The organism is uncultured Jatrophihabitans sp. (genome assembly GCF_964244045.1).
Lineage (GTDB): Bacteria > Actinomycetota > Actinomycetes > Mycobacteriales > Jatrophihabitantaceae > Jatrophihabitans.
On record NZ_CAXTHK010000014.1, the window covers coordinates 83,852 to 103,265 of the forward strand.

Genomic DNA, 19,414 nt, shown 5'->3' on the forward strand with positions numbered 1-19,414 from the left:
ATCGGACCCAGGAGTTTCGTGCATCTCAAGTCGCTGACGCTGCGGGGCTTCAAGTCCTTCGCCTCGGCCACGACGCTCCGTTTCGAGCCGGGCATCACTGCCGTCGTCGGTCCCAACGGCTCGGGCAAGAGCAACGTCGTCGACGCCATAGCCTGGGTGCTCGGTGAGCAGGGCGCCAAGGCGCTACGCGGCGGCAAGATGGAAGACGTCATCTTCGCCGGCACCGCCGGACGTCCACCCCTCGGCCGCGCCGAGGTCACGCTCACGATCGACAACCACGACGGCGCACTGCCGATCGACTTCGCCGAGGTCTCGATCACCCGCAGGATGTTCCGCGAGGGCAGCAGCGAGTACGAGATCAATGGCGAGAGCGCACGACTGCTGGACATCCAGGAGTTGCTGTCGGACTCCGGCATCGGCCGCGAGATGCACGTCATCGTCGGGCAGGGCCAGCTCGACGCCGTGCTGCAGGCCCGCCCCGAGGAGCGTCGCGGCTTCATCGAGGAGGCCGCCGGCGTCCTCAAACACCGCAAGCGCAAGGAAAAGGCGCTGCGCAAGCTCGACGCGATGCAGACCAACCTCACCCGAGTCACCGACCTCACCGCCGAGCTGCGCCGCCAGCTCAAGCCGCTCGGGCGCCAGGCCGAGATCGCCCGCCGCGCGCAGGGCGTGCAGGCCGAGCTGCGCGATTCCCGGCTGCGATTGCTGGCCGACGACGTCCTGACCCTGCGGACCGAGCTCGCACGTGAGATTGCCGACGAAGACGCGATCCGGGCCCGCCGCACCGAGGTCGAGACGGGGCTGGCCGCCGCGCGTGAGCGCGAGGCCGAGCTCGACGTAGCGCTCGCCACCGACGCTCCGTTGCTCGCTCGCGCGCAGGAGACCTGGTACCGGCTGTCGGCGCTCGAGGAGCGGCTGCGTGGGACCGCCTCGCTCGCGACCGAGCGCGCTCGCCACCTCGCTGCCCCCTTCGAGGACATCCGTTCCGGCCGCGACCCGGCGGAGATGGAGGCTGAAGCGTCCCAGGTGCGCGTGGAGGAAACGCGGTTGCAGGCCGACCTCGACCGTGCGCACGGGGAACTCACCGCAGTGGTCGCCGACCGGCAGGGCCTCGAACGACGGCTGACCGAGGCCGAGCGGGCAGTGGTCGCTGCCGTCCGCGCCGTCGCTGATCGACGCGAAGGGATGGCCAAGCTCGCCGGTCAGGTCGACGCCGCCCGGGCCCGCGCGGTCGCCGGACGGGACGAGAGCCAGCGCCTCGCCGCCGCTGCGGCCGATGCCCGTGAGCGTGCCCAGCAGGCCGAGGTCGAGCTCGACCGGGTGCAGTCCGAGGTCGGTGCCCTGGACGCCGGCGAGCTCGGCCTCGACACCCGCCACGAGAACGCCGTCGCCGCCTACGAGGCGGTGGAGGCCCGGGTACGCGAGCTGGCCGCCGCCGAGCGCGAAGCCGAGCGGGAGCGCTCGACGTGGACGGCGCGCGCCGACGCGCTCGTCGTCGGCCTCACCCGCAAGGACGGCACCCAGTCGCTGCTCGACAGCGCGCACCTCACCGGCGTGCGAGGCGCCCTGGCGCGGATGCTGACCGTCGAGGCGGGTTACGAGGCTGCGGTTGCCGCCGCCCTCGGGGCCGCCGCCGACGCCATTGCTGTCGACTCCCTCGACGACGCACGGGCGGGGGTGGAACATCTCAAGGCCGAGGACGCCGGACGGGCCGGTTTCATCGTCGGTGGCGTCGATCTGGCACTCGCCGTGCCGACTGTCGGCCTACCCCCGGGCATCGAATTCGCTGTCGGCGTCGTCAGCGTGCCGGAGCGGTTCGAGGGTGCGTTGGCAGCTCTGCTCGCCGGCGTCGTCATCGCCGATGACATCGAGGCGGGGTTATCGGTTGCGGGCGACCACGGCCGGGTCGTGACCCGCGACGGAGATGTCTACGGGCCCGGCTGGGTGCAGGGCGGTTCGTCGTCCGGCCCGTCGGCCATCGAGATCACCGCGGCCGTCGACGAGGCGAGTCAGAAGGCCGACGAGGCTGCGTCGCGGCACGAGCGCCTGCACGCCGAGCTGGCCGGCGCCCGCGAGGAGTCCGCCCAGCGCCGCATCGAGGTCGAGGCCGCCCTGGAGGCGCTGCACCAGTCCGACGCCGCGCTGTCGGCGGTCGCCGAGCAGCTCGCCGAGCTCGGGCAGGCGGCCCGTTCCGCCGGCGCCGAGGCAGCCCGCATGGACGAGGCCAGGGCCAAGATCGACGAGGCGCGCGACCTCGACCTGTCCGGACTGGCCGAGATGGAGGAACGGCTGGCGCTGGCCGAATCCACGTCCGACGAGCCCGCTGAGCCGGACACCAGCGAGCGCGATGCGCTGGCCCAGCAGGTGGGGGAGGCCCGGCAGGCCGAGATGGAGGCCCGGCTCAGCGTGCGCACCGGCGAGGAGCGGGTGCGCGCCCTCGCCGGGCGGGCCGACCAGCTGCTGCGCGCCGCCGACATCGAGCGCACCGCCCGGCGCCGGCAGCAGGAGGCGCGCGAGGCCCGTGCCCGCGGCGCGGCGGTGGCCGGCGAGGTTCGTGACGCCGCCCAGCGGGTGCTCACCCTCATCGCTGAGTCGGTGGCCGCCGCCGCCGTCGAGCGGGATCGCGTCCAGAGCAGCCGCGCCGAGCGCGAGACCGAACTCGCCCGCATCCGTGCCGACGTGCGCCAGCAGGTCGAGGACCTCGCCCGGCTCACCGACGCGGTGCACCGCGACGAGGTCATGCGCGCCGAGCAGCGACTGCGCATCGAGCAGCTCGAGACGCGCGCCGTCGACGAATACGGCGTCGAGGTCGAGGCGCTCGTCGCCGAGTACGGGCCCGACCAGCCAACGCCACCGAGCGCGCTCGAGACCGCCGAGTACGAACAGGCCCGCGAGCGCGGGGAGGAGGTCGTCGCTCCCCGGCCGGGGCCCTACGAGCGCGCCGTGCAGGAGAAGCGGGCCGCCCGGGCCGAGCGCGACCTCGCGCTGCTCGGCAAGGTCAACCCGCTCGCCCTCGAGGAATTCGCCGCGCTGGAGGAACGTCACCAGTTCCTGTCGACCCAGCTCGAGGACCTCAAGGCCACCCGCCGTGACCTGCTCACCGTGGTCCGGGAGGTCGACGACCGCATCCTCGAGGTGTTCACTGCCGCGTACCACGACGTCGCCCGCGAGTTCGAGATCGTCTTCGCCACCCTCTTCCCGGGTGGCGAGGGCCGGCTCGTCCTCACCGAGCCCGACGACATGCTGCTCACCGGCATCGATGTCGAGGCCCGCCCGCCGGGCAAGAAGGTCAAGCGGCTGTCGCTGCTGTCCGGCGGCGAACGCTCGTTGGTGGCGGTGGCCCTGCTGGTCGCGATCTTTCGCGCCCGGCCCAGCCCCTTCTACGTCCTGGACGAGATCGAGGCCGCCCTCGATGACACCAACCTGGGTCGCCTGCTCGGGCTGATCAACGAGCTGCGTGAGAGCAGCCAGATCATCCAGATCACCCACCAGAAGCGGACGATGGAGATCGCCGACGCGCTCTACGGGGTGACCATGCGCGGCGACGGCGTCACCCAGGTGATCAGCCAGCGGTTGCGCGACGCGGTGTAGCGCCAGGTTGCTTGGATGTGAAAAATGCCAGTGAGTTTGGGGCGATCGTGACCCGTCACCTACCGTGGGGGCCGTGTTCTCACCGATTCGCCTCCGGCTCACTCCCCAGCGCCGCACTGTTCTTTCCGTGACGCTGGCGGCGGGCCTGCTGGTCAGCGCCTGCTCGTCGTCCGACTCCGGTTCGGGTGGTCCCTCGACGGCGGCCGCGGGCTCGACGTCCGCGACTGGGTCGGGCAGCGTCGCGGCGCCCTCGACGTCGGCCTCGCCGACCAAGCCGGCGACCAAGCCCGTCCACATCAAGCTGCTGAACAGCGACGGCTCGGACTACGGCGTGGGCATGCCGGTCATCGCGTTCTTCTCGAAGAAGATCAAGGACGGTAAGCCGCTGCAGGCCGCGACGACGGTGACGGTCGACGGCAAGCCTGCCAAGGGCGCCTGGTACTTCGAGTACTCCTCGGCGAACAAGGGCTACCCGATCGAGGGCCACTTCCGCCTCGAGAACTATTGGCCCGCACACTCCAAGATCCACGTGGGCATACCCGCCAAGGGTGTGTCGGCCGGTACCGGCCTGTCCTATGACGACAGCCTGACGTTGGACTTCACCACGCACGACCGGATCATTTCGACTGTCGACGACTCGACGCACCGGATGACCGTCACCGATGACGGCAAGGAATACGGCACCTTCCCGGTCTCGCTCGGTGCCTCGGACACGCCGACCGCGCGCGGCACGAAGGTGATCATGGAGAAGGGCCGATCGATCTGTATGCGCGGCCCGGGTTACTACGAGTGCGGTGTCAAGTACACCCAGCGTTTGACGTACGGCGGCGAGTACCTGCACTCGGCCCCGTGGAACATCTCGAACATCGACAACGGCCGGGACTCGTCCAACGGTTGCACCAACCTGCTGCCAGCGGACGCGCAGAAGCTGTACGGGTTCCTGGGCATCGGCGACGTCGTGATCTATCCGAATGCCAACGGCCCGGCCATGACCCTGGGCGCCGGTTACGGCGACTGGAACGTCAACTGGTCCAGCTGGCTCACCGGCGGGCTCGTCTCCACGACCTGATCCGGCGGCTCACCGGCCGAAGTGGTCCAGGACGGCCTGCGGGTCGGCAGCGCTGATACGCAGTAGCTCGCCGTCGCGCATCGTCAGGCTGACGGTCGGGCCGGCGCGGACGGTGTAGCGCGTGGTGTCGACGGTGTCCGGGAGGCCGAGGCCGAAACACTGCGGCCAGGTCAGGGTGACCACCTCGGCTGCAATAACCTCGCCGGCCTGGACCAGGTGCGGGGAGTTGTCGCCACGGCCCTGCCCGATCGCGATGCGGGTCGGGGTGACGGTCAGGATCTGCGCGCTCAGGTAATACACGACGGCGGCAACGACCAGCACGGCCACGATCGCCAGTGGCCAGAGTCCGAGGGCGAGCAGGATGGCGGCCGCGGCGACGGCGATGACGACGCCCAGTGCGAGCTGTGAGGGCACGACCAGACGCTCGGTGTACTCGACGTCGTGCGCCCCGGTTGTCAGGGGCGCCGGCGGGGGTGCAGTGACCGGCGGGGGTGCAGGGACCGGCGGCGGGGCAACCATCGGCGGCGGGGCGGCCACCGGAGGTGCGGCGACCGGCGGTGCAGCCTTGCGGGGTGACGGGCGCGGCCGGGGATGCGACATGGCGCCCATTGTGGCCCGCGGTTGCTGGGATCGGGCGCTGGGGATCGCAGTAGGCGGCGAGCATTGTTCGCCGGTGCGAGGATGGATCGGTGGTCTACGTCCTTATCGCAATAGCGATCGTCGTGGTGGCGCTGCTCGTCACCGCCGCCCTGGTCATTCCCCGAGCTATCCCGCGTGGACGCCGCGTGGTGCTGCCGCCCACGGCCGAGCCGGGGAAGGTGGCCGGTGCACCGCCACACAGTGGAGCGCACCTGGCCGACACCGTCGTTCTGGACGACGAGACCGACGCCGACGCGGTCGATCTTGCCGTCACCGAGCCCGCCCTCGACGTCCCGGAGCCCACCGCGGGCCGGCTTACCCGGCTGCGTTCCCGGTTGGCTCGCTCGCAGTCCACGCTGGGCCGTGGCCTGCTGTCGGTGCTCTCGCGCGACAAGCTCGATGAGGACGCGTGGGAGGAGATCGAGGAGGCCCTGCTCAGCGCCGACGTCGGCATCGGCGCCACCACCGAGATCGTCGACAACCTGCGCACCCGCACCAAGGTGCTCGGCACCCGCTCGCAGGGCGAGCTGCGGGCCCTGCTGGCCGACGAACTGGTCCGAGCTCTGCAACCCGACCTCGACCGCACGCTGCACTCCACCCCGACAGGTGATCGCCCGGCCGTGGTGATGGTCGTCGGCGTCAACGGCACCGGCAAGACCACCACCTGCGGCAAGCTGGCCCGCATCCTGGTCGCCGACGGCCGTACGGTGCTGCTCGGCGCTGCCGACACCTTCCGCGCCGCCGCCGCCGACCAGCTCGCCACGTGGGGCTCGCGCGTCGGGGCCGAGACGGTTCGCGGACCCGAGGGCGGCGACCCGGCCAGCGTCGCGTTCGACGCCGTCAAGCAGGGCACCGAGCGCAAGGTCGACACCGTCCTGATCGACACCGCCGGCCGCCTGCACACCAAGGTCGGGCTGATGGACGAGCTCGGCAAGGTCAAGCGGGTGGTCGAGAAGCAGGGCCCCATCGACGAGACCCTGCTCGTGCTCGACGCCACCACCGGACAGAACGGCCTCGTGCAAGCGCGGGTGTTCACCGAGGTCGTCAATGTCACCGGCATCGTGCTGACCAAGCTCGACGGCACCGCCAAGGGCGGCATCGTCATCAGCGTCCAGCGCGAGCTGGGCGTCCCCGTCAAGCTGGTCGGCCTGGGCGAGGGTGCCGACGACCTCGCCCCCTTCGAGCCGGAGAGCTTCGTCGACGCGTTGCTGGGTGACGCGGAGACGGTGTGAGAGCGCTCTTCAAGCCGCGCAGCGAGGCAGGCTTCGAGCTCACCGAGCGCCCCGAGCCGACGACCGGCCCGGGCGACGTCAAGGTCCGGGTGCTGCGCACGGGCATCTGCGGCACCGACCTGCACATCGAGGCGTGGGACGACTGGGCGGCTAGCGCGGTGAACGCCCCGCTGATCCCGGGTCACGAGTTCTGCGGCGAGGTCGTCGAGACCGGTGCAGCCGTTCGGGATGTACGAGTCGGTGACCTCGTGTCGGGGGAGGGTCACGTGGTGTGCGGCACCTGCCGCAACTGCCGGGCCGGCCGGCGTCACCTGTGCATCCGCACGTCGTCCATCGGGGTCAACCGCGACGGCGCGTTCGCCGAGTATGTCGTGCTGCCCGAGTCCAACGTGTGGGTCCACACGACGCCGGTCGACCCGGACCTCGGCGCGATCTTCGACCCGTTCGGCAACGCTGTGCACACCGCGCTGTCGTTCCCGCTCGTGGGCGAGGACGTGCTGATCACCGGTGCGGGACCGATCGGGTTGATGGCCGCGCAGGTCTGCCGGCACGTCGGGGCCCGCTTCGTCGTCGTCACCGACGTCTCGCCGTACCGCCTGGAGCTGGCCCGCGAGATGGGCGTGGACCTCGCGCTGGACGTCTCGCAGGAACGTGTTGCCGATGCCCAGCACCGGCTCGGCATGGTCGAGGGCTTCGACGTCGCACTCGAGATGAGCGGGCACGCGTCGGCACTGCCCGAGGTGCTCGCCAACCTCAACCACGGCGGACGGGTGGCGATGCTCGGCCTGCCCAGCACGCCGATCGAGATCGACTGGGGCCGCGTCGTCACCCACATGATCACCATCAAGGGCATCTACGGCCGTGAGATGTTCGAGACCTGGTACGCGATGAGTGCGCTGCTGCGCTCGGGTCTGAACATCGACGGCGTGATCACTCATCGCTTCGCCGCGGCCGACTGGGCCGAGGGGTTCGCCACCGCCCGGGCCGGGCGGTGCGGCAAGGTCGTACTCGATTGGACGGTGTGACGTGTACGGAGCAGTGCAGGCCGAACTGACCGCGACGCTGGACGAGATCCGCGCGGCAGGGCTCTACAAGCACGAGCGGCCGCTGGACTCCGCGCAAGGCTTCCGCGTGACCTCGGCGGGCCGGGACGTCCTGAACTTCTGCGCCAACAACTACCTCGGCCTCGCCGACCACCCCGACGTCGTCGCCGCCGCGAAGGACGCACTCGACGAGTGGGGCTTCGGGATGGCCAGCGTGCGCTTCATCTGCGGCACGCAGACCCAGCACACGGACCTCGAGCGAGAGCTGTCGACGTTGCTGGGCACCGAGGCGACGATCCTGTTCTCGTCGTGCTTCGACGCCAACGGCGGGGTGTTCGAGGTGTTGCTCGACGAGCGGGACGCGGTGATCAGCGACGAGCTGAACCACGCCTCGGTCATCGACGGCATCCGGCTGTGCAAGGCGCAGCGTTCGCGGTACCGCAACCGTGACATGACCGACCTCGAGGCCAAGCTCGCCGACGCCTCCGGGGCGCGGCGGCGGCTCGTCGTCACCGACGGAGTCTTCTCGATGGACGGCTACCTCGCGCCGCTGCCGGAGATCTGCGACCTCGCCGAGCGCTACGACGCGCTGGTGATGGTCGACGACTCGCACGCGGTCGGGTTCATCGGCCCGAACGGCGGCGGTACGCCCGACCTGTTCGGCGTGCAGGACCGCGTCGACATCAACACCGGCACGTTGGGCAAGGCGCTCGGCGGGGCGTCGGGCGGTTATGTCAGCGCCCGCGCCGAGATCGTCGAGCTGTTACGCCAGCGCGCGCGGCCGTACCTGTTCAGCAACGCCGTTGCGCCGTCGGTGGTGGCCGGTTCGCGGGCGGCGCTGGCGCAAGTTGCGCATGGCGCCCAACTGCGCGAGCACCTGCGCGACAACGCCGCCCTGTTCCGGCGGCTGATGACGGACGCCGGTTTCGATCTGCTGCCCGGCGAGCACGCCATCGTGCCCGTCATGTTCGGCGACGCCGCGGTGGCCGGGCGCGTCGCCGACGCGATGCTCGAGCACGGTGTCTACGTGATCGCGTTCAGCTACCCCGTCGTCCCGCAGGGCAAGGCGCGGATCCGCGTGCAGCTGTCCGCCGCGCACTCCGCTGAAGACGTCGAGGCCTGCGTGGCCGCGTTCGTCGCCGCCAGGGCCGCAGCCGTTTGACGTCGCCCCCAGCCTGCGCTTGTCCGTCGAGATGGTTGTGATCCGGCATCGAATCACGACCATCTCGACGGACAAGCGCCTGGGCGACGCGCATTCGATCAGCCCGGGTGGCGGTGGCGCGACTCGAGCGCGCGGCGCAGGTCGTCACCGGCGTCGACGACGGCGCGGCGCACGCCGGCGGGCAGGTCGTCCCGGGCGAGCAGTTGCTGCGTCGCGGCCCAGGTGCCGTCGGTGACCGCGCTCCACGGGTAGAGCAGGGCAGCCAACCGCTCGACGACGAAGCCCGAGCGCAGGGCCGCCGCGGGCAGGATGTCGGTGAAGTAGCGGGCGACGTAGGGCGCGGTGAGCTCGGCCTGCGCGGGCGGCCAGAAACCCTCGGCCAGGGCGTACAGCTCGTAGTTCGACGCGTCCGAGTCGGCCGTCAGCCGGTGCCAGGCGGTGGCCTTGGCCTCGACCGTCGGCGTCGCCGCCCGGCAGAACGCGACTCGGGTGGCGCCGGCGGACGTCTGGTCGGCCTCGTGCGCGGCCTGCAGCTCGGCCTCCGACAGCGCGCCCAGCACGGCGAGTTGTGACAGCAGCGACCAACGGAGCTCGGCGTCGATCTGCAGACCCTCGGGGAGGCGTTCGTCGGGGAGCCAGCCACGCAGCGTGTCAGCGGACGACTCCACGGCGGCGCCGAGCCGGAAGGCGGCGAGCTGTCGGGCTGATGCCGGTTCGGCCGCAGCCACGATCGCGCCGAACGTCTCGCCCAGCCGGGCGAGGGCGGCGTTGCGACCGGACGGCGCCAAGCACGTGCCGGCGGTCCGCAGCGCCCACCGGCCCACCCGGGCGAGCACGGCGTCGGGCTCGGGGCCGACGGCGGCGCACACCAGGTCGAGCGCGTCGGTGGGCGCCACGTCGTTGTCGGCCACGTCCAGCTGCAGCGCGTTCCAGAGCACGACCCGTGCCGACGGGTCGTCCACCGTGGGCAGCAGCGACCAATCGGGCACCGCGATCTTCGCCCAGGTACGGTCTGCGGGGTCGAGCAGCACGAGCGCGCCGTCCGGCTCGAACGGCGGCGGCACGCGGTCGGCGTCGATGACGACGTCAACGCGTTCCAGCTCTCGGCCCGCCGGGTCGTAGCGGGCGCACGCAATGGCATGCGGGCGTCGCGACCGGTCGCTCGACGAACGCACGATCGCGGTGCCGTCTATGGCGAGCGTGTCCAGCCCGGACGTCCGCAACCACGCGTCGGCCCAGGCGTCGAGGTCGGTAGCGCCGGCCGCGTTCCAGGCCGCGATCAGGTCGCGGAAGGAGGCGTTGCCATTGGCGTAAGAGGTCACGTAGTCGCGCAGTCCGGCGAGGAACAGCTCGTCGCCCAGCCGCGCGGCCAGCTGACGCAGCACCGCTGCGCCCTTGGCGTAGGAGATCCCGTCGAAGGCGGCCAGGGCCTGTGCGGTGTCGGCCGCGGCATTGCCGGCGACCGGGTGCGTCGACGGGCGGCGGTCGGCGGCGTACCCCCAGGACTTGCGTTCGATGCCGAAGGCGGGCCAGCTGTGCTCGCCGCAGACCCGGTGACCCAGGTATTCGGCGAAGGACTCGTTGAGCCACAGGTCGTCCCACCAGCGCATGGTGACGAGGTCGCCGAACCACATATGGGCCATTTCGTGCGCGATGGTGACCGCGCGGTCGGCGAGCTCGGCGTCGGTCGCGCGGGAGCGAAAGATCATCTGGTCGCGGAACGTCACGCAACCCGGGTTCTCCATCGCACCGGCGTTGAAGTCGGGCACGAAGGCCTGGTGGTACTCGCCCCACGGGTAGCGAACGCCGAACAACCCGTTGAGCTCGTCGAAGCAGTGCCGGGTGTGCGCGAACAGATCGTGGGCCTGGCGGTCGAGATGCTCGGCCAGCGACTGCCGCACATGCAGCACCAGCGCAATGCCTTCGTGCGAGTCCCGTACCTCGTGGTACGGACCAGCGATCAGCGTCGTCAAGTACGTGGCGAGCGGTCCGGTCGCGGCGGTCTGCCAGTGACCCGGCGTGATCTCGGTCGCCGGCCCGTTCGCCGCCACGCGCCAGCCAGCCGGACACCGGACATCGAGGGCCACCGGCGCCTTGAGGTCGGGCTGGTCGAAGCAGGCGAACCACCGCGGGGCCGCATCGAGGAACGACATGGCGTAGAGGTACGTACGGCCGTCGGCCGGGTCGACGTGCCGGTGCAAACCCTCGCCGTCGCTGGAGTAGGCCATCAACGATTCGACGACGAGCTCGTTCTCACCGGCATCAGCATCGAACGTCAACCGCCCGGAGCCCGCGTCGAGAGCCGGGGCTACGTCGCGGCCGTTGAGCCGGGCGGCAACCAGGGTGTGCGGGCGGACGTCGATCCAGGTGTGTCCGTTGTCCGCGGCGGTGAACCGGACCCGCGTCGTCGACGCGAAGTGCTCCGACCCGCGGAGATCCAGTGCGAGGCGGTAGTCGACGACCCGGATCGCCTGCGACCTGGCCTCGGCCTCGACCTGAGTCAGGCCCGGCATGGCACCGTCAGCACACACACGATCAGGCGGCGTCGCGCTCGAGTCGCTTCATGACCATCAAGTGGTGGACGTACGCCCCGGCAAGGCTGGGGATGAACAGGATGGCCAGCGGGCCGCCGATGAAGGTTCCGACCACCGCGGCCACGAACACGGCCACGACGACGATCGCGTAAGCGAGAAGCCAAGGGTAGGCCGACCACGCGGTGCGGTACTCGTACCAGACGTTGACCATGGAGGAACACGCTACCCGCCTGCCATGGCAGCATCGCCGATGTGGCCTCGTTCTGGCGCGATCCCGTCCGGCTGACTTTCATCGACGCCGACAACCAGGAGATCGCCGTGCTCTCCCGTCCTGAGTTCGTCCCGCGGGTGGGGGAGAACGTGCGGATCAAGCGAACGCCGCACATCGTCGAACGGGTCGGGTACGACATCGCCGGCGGCGCCGTCGAGGCGATCTGGATCGTCTGCCGACCGGCCTGATCCCGACAGCGCGGTTCCGAGAATTCTGCAACCGCGGGTGGCGATCAGGTCACACCGGCCCGGTTAACGTGCGTGAAACAACGCATGCCCCGTTCGGAAACATCGTCCGATGAGGGTTCCACCGATCGTCCCGCCGCGGGCTGCCGCCGCCTGCGCTGGATCCTGACTCGACGAATGAGGGGAAGCTCGTGTCGCAATTGCTAGCCCTACATCAGGCCCTGGCCGCGGGCGGGTGTCCCGATCCCGCCAAGTTCGGGGCCTACCTGCCCTTCGGCAAGACCGACAGCGCCGGCGCCGCCTGCCCCGGCCTGCCGGCGGCCGACAGCGGTGCCACGGCTTGGATCCTGACGTCGTCGGCACTCGTGCTGCTGATGACCCCGGCCCTCGCGTTCTTCTACGGCGGCATGGTGCGCGCCAAGCACGCGCTCACGATGCTGATGCAGAACTTCGCCTGCATCGGGATCGTCAGCGTCACCTGGATCTGCATCGGCTTCAGCTGGGGCTTCGGCGGCACCGGGAAGTACCTCGGCGACACGCACTTCTTCTTCCTGCGCAACAGTGCGGACGCGATACCTGCGCTCGGTTCGGCGCAGGTCATCCCGACGATGTGCCTCGTCGCGTTCCAGCTGACGTTCGCCATCATCACGCCCGCGCTGATCACCGGCTCGACCGCGGACCGCTGGCGCTTCGGCCCGTTCGTGGCCTTCGTGACCATCTGGTCGATCGTCATCTACGCGCCGGTGGCCCACTGGGTGTTCGACGGCTACGGCTTCCTGAACCGCTCGCTGATCGGGCCGAGCGGCCACTTCTTCGCCCAGGACTTCGCGGGCGGAACTGTCGTGCACATCAACGCCGGTGCCGCAGGCCTGGCCATGGCCTTCGTGCTCGGCAAGCGCAAGGGCTGGCCGCGTGAGCAGATGCGTGGGCACAACATTCCGTTCGTGCTGCTCGGCGCGGGCCTGCTGTGGTTCGGCTGGTTCGGCTTCAACGCCGGCTCCGAGCTCGCGGCCGACAGTGTCGCAAGCGTGGCGTGGGTCAACACCAACACCGCCACTGCTACCGCGCTGCTGGGCTGGCTGCTGGCCGAGAAGCTGCGTTACGGCAAGTCCACCGCGCTGGGCGCCGCGTCCGGTGCCGTGGCCGGCCTCGTCGCCATCACGCCATGCGCGGGCTGGGTAACGCCGATGGGCTCGATCTTCATCGGCTTCATCGCCGGCTTCGTCTGCGCCTTCGCCGTGAGCCTGAAGACCCGGTTCGGGTACGACGACTCGCTCGACGTCGTCGGCGTGCACTTCGTCGGCGGGTGGATCGGCACGCTGAGCGTGGGCTTCTTCTCCTCCAAGACCGCGAACTCGTTCGGCAACGACGGCATCTTCTACGGTGGCGGTGGCCACTTCGGTGGCTGGAACCTGCTCATGCACCAGTTCCTCGCCGCTGGTGCCGTCACGATCTACTCCTTCGTCGGCACGATCATCATCGCCTCGGTGATCAACCTGGTCGTCAAGAACCGCGTTCCCGAGGAGTGGGAGGACGAGGGTCTCGACACCGCGATGCACGGTGAGTCCGCCTACGATTGGGGCGGCGTCGGCACCTCGGGTCACTTCGGGTCAGCCCTGTCCACGCAGGAGGGAGTGCACGCATGAAGCAGATCACCGCAGTCCTGAAGCCGTTCAAGGTCGACGACGTCAAGGCCGCCCTCGAGGTGCTCGGGGTGCAGGGTCTCACCGTCAGCGAGGTCCAGGGCTTCGGCCGCCAACGCGGCCACACCGAGGTCTACCGCGGTGCGGAGTACACGGTCGACTTCGTGCCGAAGGTGCGCGTCGAGGTCATCTGCTCCGACGGCGACGTCGACAAGCTGGTGGCCGCGATCGTCGAGGCCGCGCGTACGGGCAAGATCGGCGACGGCAAGGTGTGGGTGACGCACATCGAGTCGCTGGTGCGAGTCCGGACGGGCGAACGGGACGCCGACGCCATCTGATCGTGAGCGACGCTTGCGGAGCGAAGCGAAAGGTGCAGGCTCTGCCGACCGAACGAAGTGAGCGTGAGCGACGCTTGCGGAGCGAAGCGAAAGGTGCAGGCTCTGCCGACCGAACGAAGTGAGGTCGTGTCACTGAGCGAGGTCCGGGCCGGCGTCCTACGCCGGCCCGGACTCGTCGGTGCACCTTTGCGCACCGAGCTCTCGGCCGCGTACGACTCCTGGCTGCAACACCTCTTCGCCGGACACGACCGCCAGGCCTCCAGCGTCGCCCTCGTGGCCGTTGGGGGGCTCGGCCGGCGCGAGCCTGCGCCGTACTCGGATCTCGACCTCGTGCTGCTGCACGAGGGCAAGGTCGACGGGCTGACCGCCATCGCCGACGCGATCTGGTACCCGATCTGGGACAGCGGCGTCAGCCTCGACCACTCGGTCCGCACACCCGACCAGGCGCTGGCCGTGGCGAAGGACGACCTCAAGGCGCTGCTGGGCCTGCTCGACATCCGCCACCTCGCCGGCGACGCCGGACTGACCGGCCGGGTGCGGGGCAACATCCTGGACGCCTGGCGATCCACCGCGGTCAGGCGCCTGGGCGAGATGCGCGAGATCTCCCGGACCCGGTGGGACATTGCCGGCGAGGCGGCGTTCCTGCTCGAACCGAACCTCAAGGACTCCCGCGGCGGGTTGCGTGACGCTCAATCGCTGCATGCCCTCGCCGCGGCCCAACTCGTCGACTACCCGGTCTGGGTGCGCGAGGCCTACCCGCTGCTGCTCGACGTGCGCGGCGAGCTGCAACGCCTGACCGGCCGAGCCGACGACGTGCTGCGCCAGCAGGAGCACGACGGGGTGGCCGCGGCGTGCGGCTTCGTCGCCAAGCACAACGATCCGGATGAGCCGCGCGACCTGCTACTGCGCCGGGTGAACGAGGCCGCGCGCAGCATTGCCCACGAGCTCGACGTTGCCTGGCGTCGGGTGGCGAGCCAGCAAGTACGAACGCCACGCCGTCGGCTGTTCGGCTCGCGTTCGCTCGTCGAGCGGGTGGGGTTGGCGAAGGACGTGGTGTCGCACAACGGCGAGATCGTGCTCGCCCGTGATGCCGACCCGTGGGCCGACCCGGGGCTCGTCACCCGCATGGCCCGGGTGGCTGCCGAGCACGACCTGCCGATCGCTCCGTTCGCCCTGGAGCGGCTGGTCAGCGAGTCGGCGCCCGCTCCGATCCCGTGGTCCGAGGCCGTGCGCACTGATTTCCTGGCGGTTCTGGGCGCCGGCGCACCCGCGATCGCGGTCCTCGAATCCCTCGACCAGGTCGGGCTGCTGACCGCCCTGATCCCGGAATGGGACACCGTGCGCTGCCGCGCCCAGCACAACCCCGTCCACCGCTTCACCGTCGACCGGCACCTGCTCGAGACGGCTGCAGCCGCGGCCGCCGACGACCGCGAGGTCGACCGGCGCGACCTGCTGCTCGTCGGTGCACTGCTGCACGACATCGGCAAGGGGGACCCGGGCGGCGACCATTCGATCAAGGGCGCGAAGATCGCCCGCCGGATCGCAGAGCGGATGGGTTTCCAGCCGGCGGACGTCCGAATCATCGAGGAACTGACGCACCACCACCTGCTGCTGCCCAACACCGCCACCCGTCGTGATCTCGACGACCCGATGACGATCGACATCGTGCGCGACCTCGTCAACGGGTCCGTCGAACTGCTCGAAGCCCTGCATGCGCTGAGCGTCGCCGACGCCAAGGCCACCGGCCCCGCGGCATGGAGCGACTGGAAGGGCCGGCTCGTCGCCGACCTCGTCCGCCGGGTCCGCGATTCCATCGGCGGCAGCCGGGAAGTCGCACCCACTCCGCTGGACGACGAGCGGCGCGCGCTCGCCGACGCCGGGCAATTGGCCGTGGTCCTGCGCCCCAACGAGGTGGTGGTGGCCACTCCGGACCACGCCGGCGCGCTGTACCGAACGGCCGGCGTGCTGGCACTGCATTCGCTCGACATCCGCGAGGCGTCGATCTGCACGCACGCCGGGATGGCCGTCAACCGCTTCGTCGTCGCGCCGCGCTTCGGTGTGATGCCCGAGGCGGTGCTGGTGCGCAACGACCTCGCCCGAGCGCTGGAGGGCGAGCTGGGCCTGGCCGAGAAGTTGCGCGACAAGGCGCAGACCTACTCCCGCCGGCCCGCGGGCACGCCGTTGCGGATGACCGTCCACTGGTTCGACGACTCGGCCGACGCCACGGTGGTCGAGTTCCGCGGCGAGGACGAGATCGGCCTGCTCTTCCGCATCACCCGTGCCCTCGAGGCGGCCGGCCTGGACGTGCGCTCGGCCCGGGTGTCGTCGGTGGCCGGGGTGGTCGTCGACGCGTTCTACGTCACCGATCGCGACGGCAAGCTCATCGATCCCGAGCACCGCCCGGTGCTCGAAGATCAGCTCAGCCGGGCCTGGGACACCTGACTCCGCTCGATCGGCCGGGAAGCGACTACGTCACACGAATACCATTGCGGTTCGAGCGAAACGTGACGGTAACGTGAACGGCGCTGTACGGGCCGACGCTGTCCCACCCCAGTCCCCGACCCGGACAGGATCGCTGATGACCGCCCTTCGCTTCGCTTCGGCCGCCGAAGGCCATGCCCAAACGTCGCGCTCCGACTGCGTCTTCGCATGACCGGCGAGCTGACCCGCCCGTTCTCGGCCGTGCCGGCCGCACGACCTGGCCAGAGCCTGTACGACCCGGCCTTCGAGCACGACGCCTGCGGCGTTGCGTTCGTGACCGACCTGCACGGTCGGGCCAGTCACCGCATCGTGTCGCAGGCGCTGACCGCGCTGCACAACCTCGACCACCGGGGCGCCGCCGGCGCGGAGACGTCCTCGGGCGACGGGGCCGGGCTCACCGTCCAGGTCCCCGACCGATTCCTGCGTGCGGTCGTGGACTTCGAGCTGCCGTCCCGCGGCGAGTACGCCGTCGGCATCGCCTTCCTGCCCGTTGACGACGAGCAGGCATCCAGCGTCGTCGAGATCGTCGAGACCGTCAGCGCCGACGAAGGTCTCGTCGTCCTCGGTTGGCGCCCGGTTCCGGTCGTCACCGACGGGCTCGGCCCGACCGCGCTCAGCGTCATCCCGCAGTTCCGCCAGCTGTTCGTCGCCGGTGCGAACGGCGAACGCGGCATGGAGCTCGAACGGCGCGCTTACGCGTTGCGGAAGGTAGCCGAACGGCAGGTCCGTGAGAACCGGCTCGAGCTGTACTTCCCATCCTTGTCCACCCGCACCCTCGTCTACAAGGGCATGGTCACCACCGATCAGCTCGGGCAGGTCTTCACCGATCTGGCCGACCCGCGTTTCGAGAGCGCCATCGGCCTGGTGCACTCACGATTCTCGACCAACACGTTCCCGTCGTGGCCGCTGGCCCACCCGTTCCGCTACATCGCGCACAACGGCGAGATCAACACCATCCGAGGCAACCGCAACTGGATGCGCACCCGTGAGGCGCTGCTCGAGTCCGACCTCATCCCGGGAGACCTCAAGCGGCTGTTCCCGATCTGCACGCCGGATGCGAGCGACTCCGCCACCTTCGACGAGGTTGTCGAGCTGCTGCACCTCGGGGGACGCAGCCTGCCGCACGCGGTGCTGATGATGATCCCGGAGGCGTGGGAGAACAACGTCGAGATGGATGAGCAGCGGCGGGCGTTCTACGAGTTCCACTCCTGCGTGATGGAGGCGTGGGACGGCCCGGCGTGCGTCAACTTCACCGACGGCACGGTCATCGGCGCCGTGCTCGACCGCAACGGACTTCGTCCGGGGCGTTGGTGGCAGACGTCAGACGGCCTCGTGGTGCTGGGCAGCGAGTCCGGCGTCCTGGACGTCAACCCGGCCACCATCGTGGCCAAAGGTCGGCTGCAACCTGGCCGGATGTTCCTCGTCGACACCGAACTCGGCGTCATCCGCTCCGATGAGGAGTTCAAGAACGAGCTCGCCGCCGAGCACCCGTATGACGAGTGGCTGCACGCCGGCGTTGTGCAACTGGCCGATCTGCCGCCGCGCGAGCACGTTGTCTTCACCCACCAATCGATCACCCGCCGCCAGCAGATCTTCGGCTACACCGAGGAGGAGCTGCGCGTTCTCATCGCGCCGATGGCCGCTGGTGGGGTCGAACCCCTCGGTTCGATGGGCACCGACACCCCGCTCGCGGTGTTGTCGAAGCGCCCCCGAATGCTCTTCGACTACTTCACCGAGCTGTTCGCGCAGGTCACCAACCCGCCACTCGACGCGATCCGCGAGGAGCTCGTCACCTCGTTGTCGGCCGGCATCGGGCCCGAACGCAACCTGCTCGATCCGGGCCCGGCGTCCTGTCGACAGATCGTGCTGCCCCGCCCGGTGCTCGACAACGAGGAACTCGCCAAGATCTGGCACATCAACGCCGACGGCGACATGCCCGGCTTCCAGTGCCAGCTGATCGACGGGCGGTACCGCGTGCACGGCGGGGGAGAGGCGCTGGCCGCCGCCCTCGAGCGCGTGCGCCGCGAGGCCTCGGCCGCTGTCGAGGCCGGTGCACGCATCCTCATCCTCAGCGACCGCGATTGCGATCCCGACCATGCGCCGATCCCGTCGCTGCTGCTCACCTCAGCCGTACACCAGCACCTGATCCGCACCGGCCAGCGCACCCAGGTGGGTCTGATCGTCGAGACCGGCGAGGCGCGCGAGGTGCACCACGTTGCGCTGCTCATCGGGTACGGCGCTGCGGCGGTCAACCCCTACCTGGCCTTCGAGACGATCGACGACTTGATCTCCACCGGCGCGATCGCCGGTGGCGACGCCACCGCCTCGATCCAGAAGTACGTCAAGGCGCTGTCCAAGGGCGTGCTGAAGGTGATGTCGAAGATGGGCATCTCCACGATCGCGTCGTACACCGGCGCGCAGGTCTTCGAGGCGTTCGGTCTCGACCAGTCGCTCGTCGACGAGTACTTCGGCGGCACGCCGTCGCGGCTCGGGGGGATCGGCCTGGCCACGTTGGCCGACGAGGTCGAGGCGAGGCACACGCTCGCCTACCCGCTGATCGCCACGTCTCGCGCGCACCGCCGCCTCGAGATCGGCGGCGAGTACCAGTGGCGACGCGAGGGCGAGCTGCACCTGTTCAACCCGGAGACCGTCTTCCTGCTGCAGCACGCCACCCGCGGGCGCCGCTACGAGGTCTTCCAGGAGTACACCGACAAGATCGAGGCGCTCAACCGCGAGGGCGGCACGCTGCGCGGGCTGTTCGACTTCCGCACCGACCTGCGCCCGGCGGTACCGATCGACGAGGTCGAGCCGGTGTCGGAGATCGTCAAGCGCTTCGCCACCGGTGCGATGAGCTACGGCTCGATTTCGGCCGAGGCGCACGAGACCCTCGCCATCGCGATGAACCGACTGGGTGGACGGTCGAACTGCGGCGAGGGTGGCGAGGACGCGCGACGCTACACGGCCGACGAGAACGGCGATCTGCGGCGCTCGGCCGTGAAGCAGGTGGCGTCCGGTCGTTTCGGTGTCACCAGCCATTACCTCGTCAACGCCGATGACATCCAGATCAAGGTGGCGCAGGGCGCGAAGCCCGGCGAGGGTGGGCAGCTGCCCGGCTACAAGGTGTATCCGTGGATCGCGCGCACGCGGCACTCGACGCCCGGAGTCGGGCTCATCTCGCCGCCGCCGCACCACGACATCTACTCGATCGAGGACCTCGCCCAGCTCA

Annotated in this window: 13 protein-coding genes; 10 read left to right on the plus strand and 3 right to left on the minus strand. The window is 70.1% G+C overall.

Features of this window, described 5'->3' with window-relative positions; genetic code table 11:
- Positions 1-18: 18 nt before the first annotated feature.
- On the plus strand, positions 19-3,591 hold the full coding sequence (smc, locus tag ACFFC4_RS12360) for a chromosome segregation protein SMC (protein ID WP_375501232.1): 3,573 nt from the start codon (positions 19-21) through the stop codon (positions 3,589-3,591).
- Between the two features lie 127 nt (positions 3,592-3,718).
- On the plus strand, positions 3,719-4,660 hold the full coding sequence (locus ACFFC4_RS12365) for a L,D-transpeptidase (protein ID WP_375501234.1): 942 nt from the start codon (positions 3,719-3,721) through the stop codon (positions 4,658-4,660).
- 9 nt (positions 4,661-4,669) lie between these two features.
- On the opposite strand, the gene ACFFC4_RS12370 is transcribed toward ACFFC4_RS12365, so the two are convergent.
- Entirely contained in the window at positions 4,670-5,260 is a 591-nt protein-coding gene (locus ACFFC4_RS12370) for a hypothetical protein (protein ID WP_375501236.1), read from the minus strand.
- Positions 5,261-5,349: 89 nt separating this feature from the next.
- On the opposite strand from ACFFC4_RS12370, the gene ftsY reads away from it, so the two are divergent.
- Genes ftsY through ACFFC4_RS12385 form a run of 3 tightly spaced genes read left to right on the plus strand, consistent with a single transcriptional unit; the run spans position 5,350 to position 8,736 of the window.
- Complete coding sequence (ftsY, locus tag ACFFC4_RS12375; protein ID WP_375501238.1) at positions 5,350-6,531, plus strand: signal recognition particle-docking protein FtsY; 1,182 nt, start codon at positions 5,350-5,352, stop codon at positions 6,529-6,531.
- Positions 6,528-7,556 (plus strand): L-threonine 3-dehydrogenase, encoded by a 1,029-nt coding sequence (gene tdh, locus ACFFC4_RS12380; protein WP_375501240.1) that lies wholly within the window; start codon positions 6,528-6,530, stop codon positions 7,554-7,556. The genes ftsY and tdh overlap by 4 nt, the downstream gene beginning before the upstream one ends.
- 1 nt (position 7,557) lies before the next feature.
- The gene (locus ACFFC4_RS12385; protein WP_375501242.1) at positions 7,558-8,736 is read left to right on the plus strand and encodes a glycine C-acetyltransferase; all 1,179 of its coding nucleotides are present in this window, start codon (positions 7,558-7,560) and stop codon (positions 8,734-8,736) included.
- A gap of 98 nt (positions 8,737-8,834) precedes the next feature.
- Here ACFFC4_RS12385 and pepN read toward each other — a convergent pair whose 3' ends face one another.
- A complete protein-coding gene (gene pepN, locus ACFFC4_RS12390; protein WP_375501244.1) occupies positions 8,835-11,249 on the minus strand; it encodes an aminopeptidase N in 2,415 nt (804 codons plus the stop codon).
- A 22-nt stretch (positions 11,250-11,271) separates the two neighbouring features.
- A complete protein-coding gene (locus ACFFC4_RS12395; protein ID WP_375501246.1) occupies positions 11,272-11,481 on the minus strand; it encodes a hypothetical protein in 210 nt (69 codons plus the stop codon).
- 41 nt (positions 11,482-11,522) lie between these two features.
- Between ACFFC4_RS12395 and ACFFC4_RS12400 the strand changes: the two genes are divergently transcribed.
- The 5 genes from ACFFC4_RS12400 to gltB form a co-directional block, all read left to right on the plus strand.
- The gene (locus tag ACFFC4_RS12400) at positions 11,523-11,729 is read left to right on the plus strand and encodes a hypothetical protein (protein WP_375501248.1); all 207 of its coding nucleotides are present in this window, start codon (positions 11,523-11,525) and stop codon (positions 11,727-11,729) included.
- 188 nt (positions 11,730-11,917) lie between these two features.
- Positions 11,918-13,372 carry an ammonium transporter gene (locus tag ACFFC4_RS12405; protein ID WP_375501250.1) on the plus strand — a complete coding sequence of 485 codons (1,455 nt, stop codon included), beginning with the start codon at positions 11,918-11,920 and terminating at the stop codon, positions 13,370-13,372.
- On the plus strand, positions 13,369-13,707 hold the full coding sequence (locus ACFFC4_RS12410; protein ID WP_375501252.1) for a P-II family nitrogen regulator: 339 nt from the start codon (positions 13,369-13,371) through the stop codon (positions 13,705-13,707). The genes ACFFC4_RS12405 and ACFFC4_RS12410 overlap by 4 nt, the downstream gene beginning before the upstream one ends.
- Positions 13,708-13,770: 63 nt before the next feature.
- Positions 13,771-16,149, plus strand: a complete 2,379-nt coding sequence (locus tag ACFFC4_RS12415) for a [protein-PII] uridylyltransferase (RefSeq protein WP_375501254.1) — start codon at positions 13,771-13,773, stop codon at positions 16,147-16,149.
- A 207-nt stretch (positions 16,150-16,356) separates the two neighbouring features.
- Positions 16,357-19,414, plus strand: a 3,058-nt coding sequence (gltB, locus tag ACFFC4_RS12420; RefSeq protein ID WP_375501256.1) for a glutamate synthase large subunit, incomplete at its 3' end; no start/stop codon positions are given.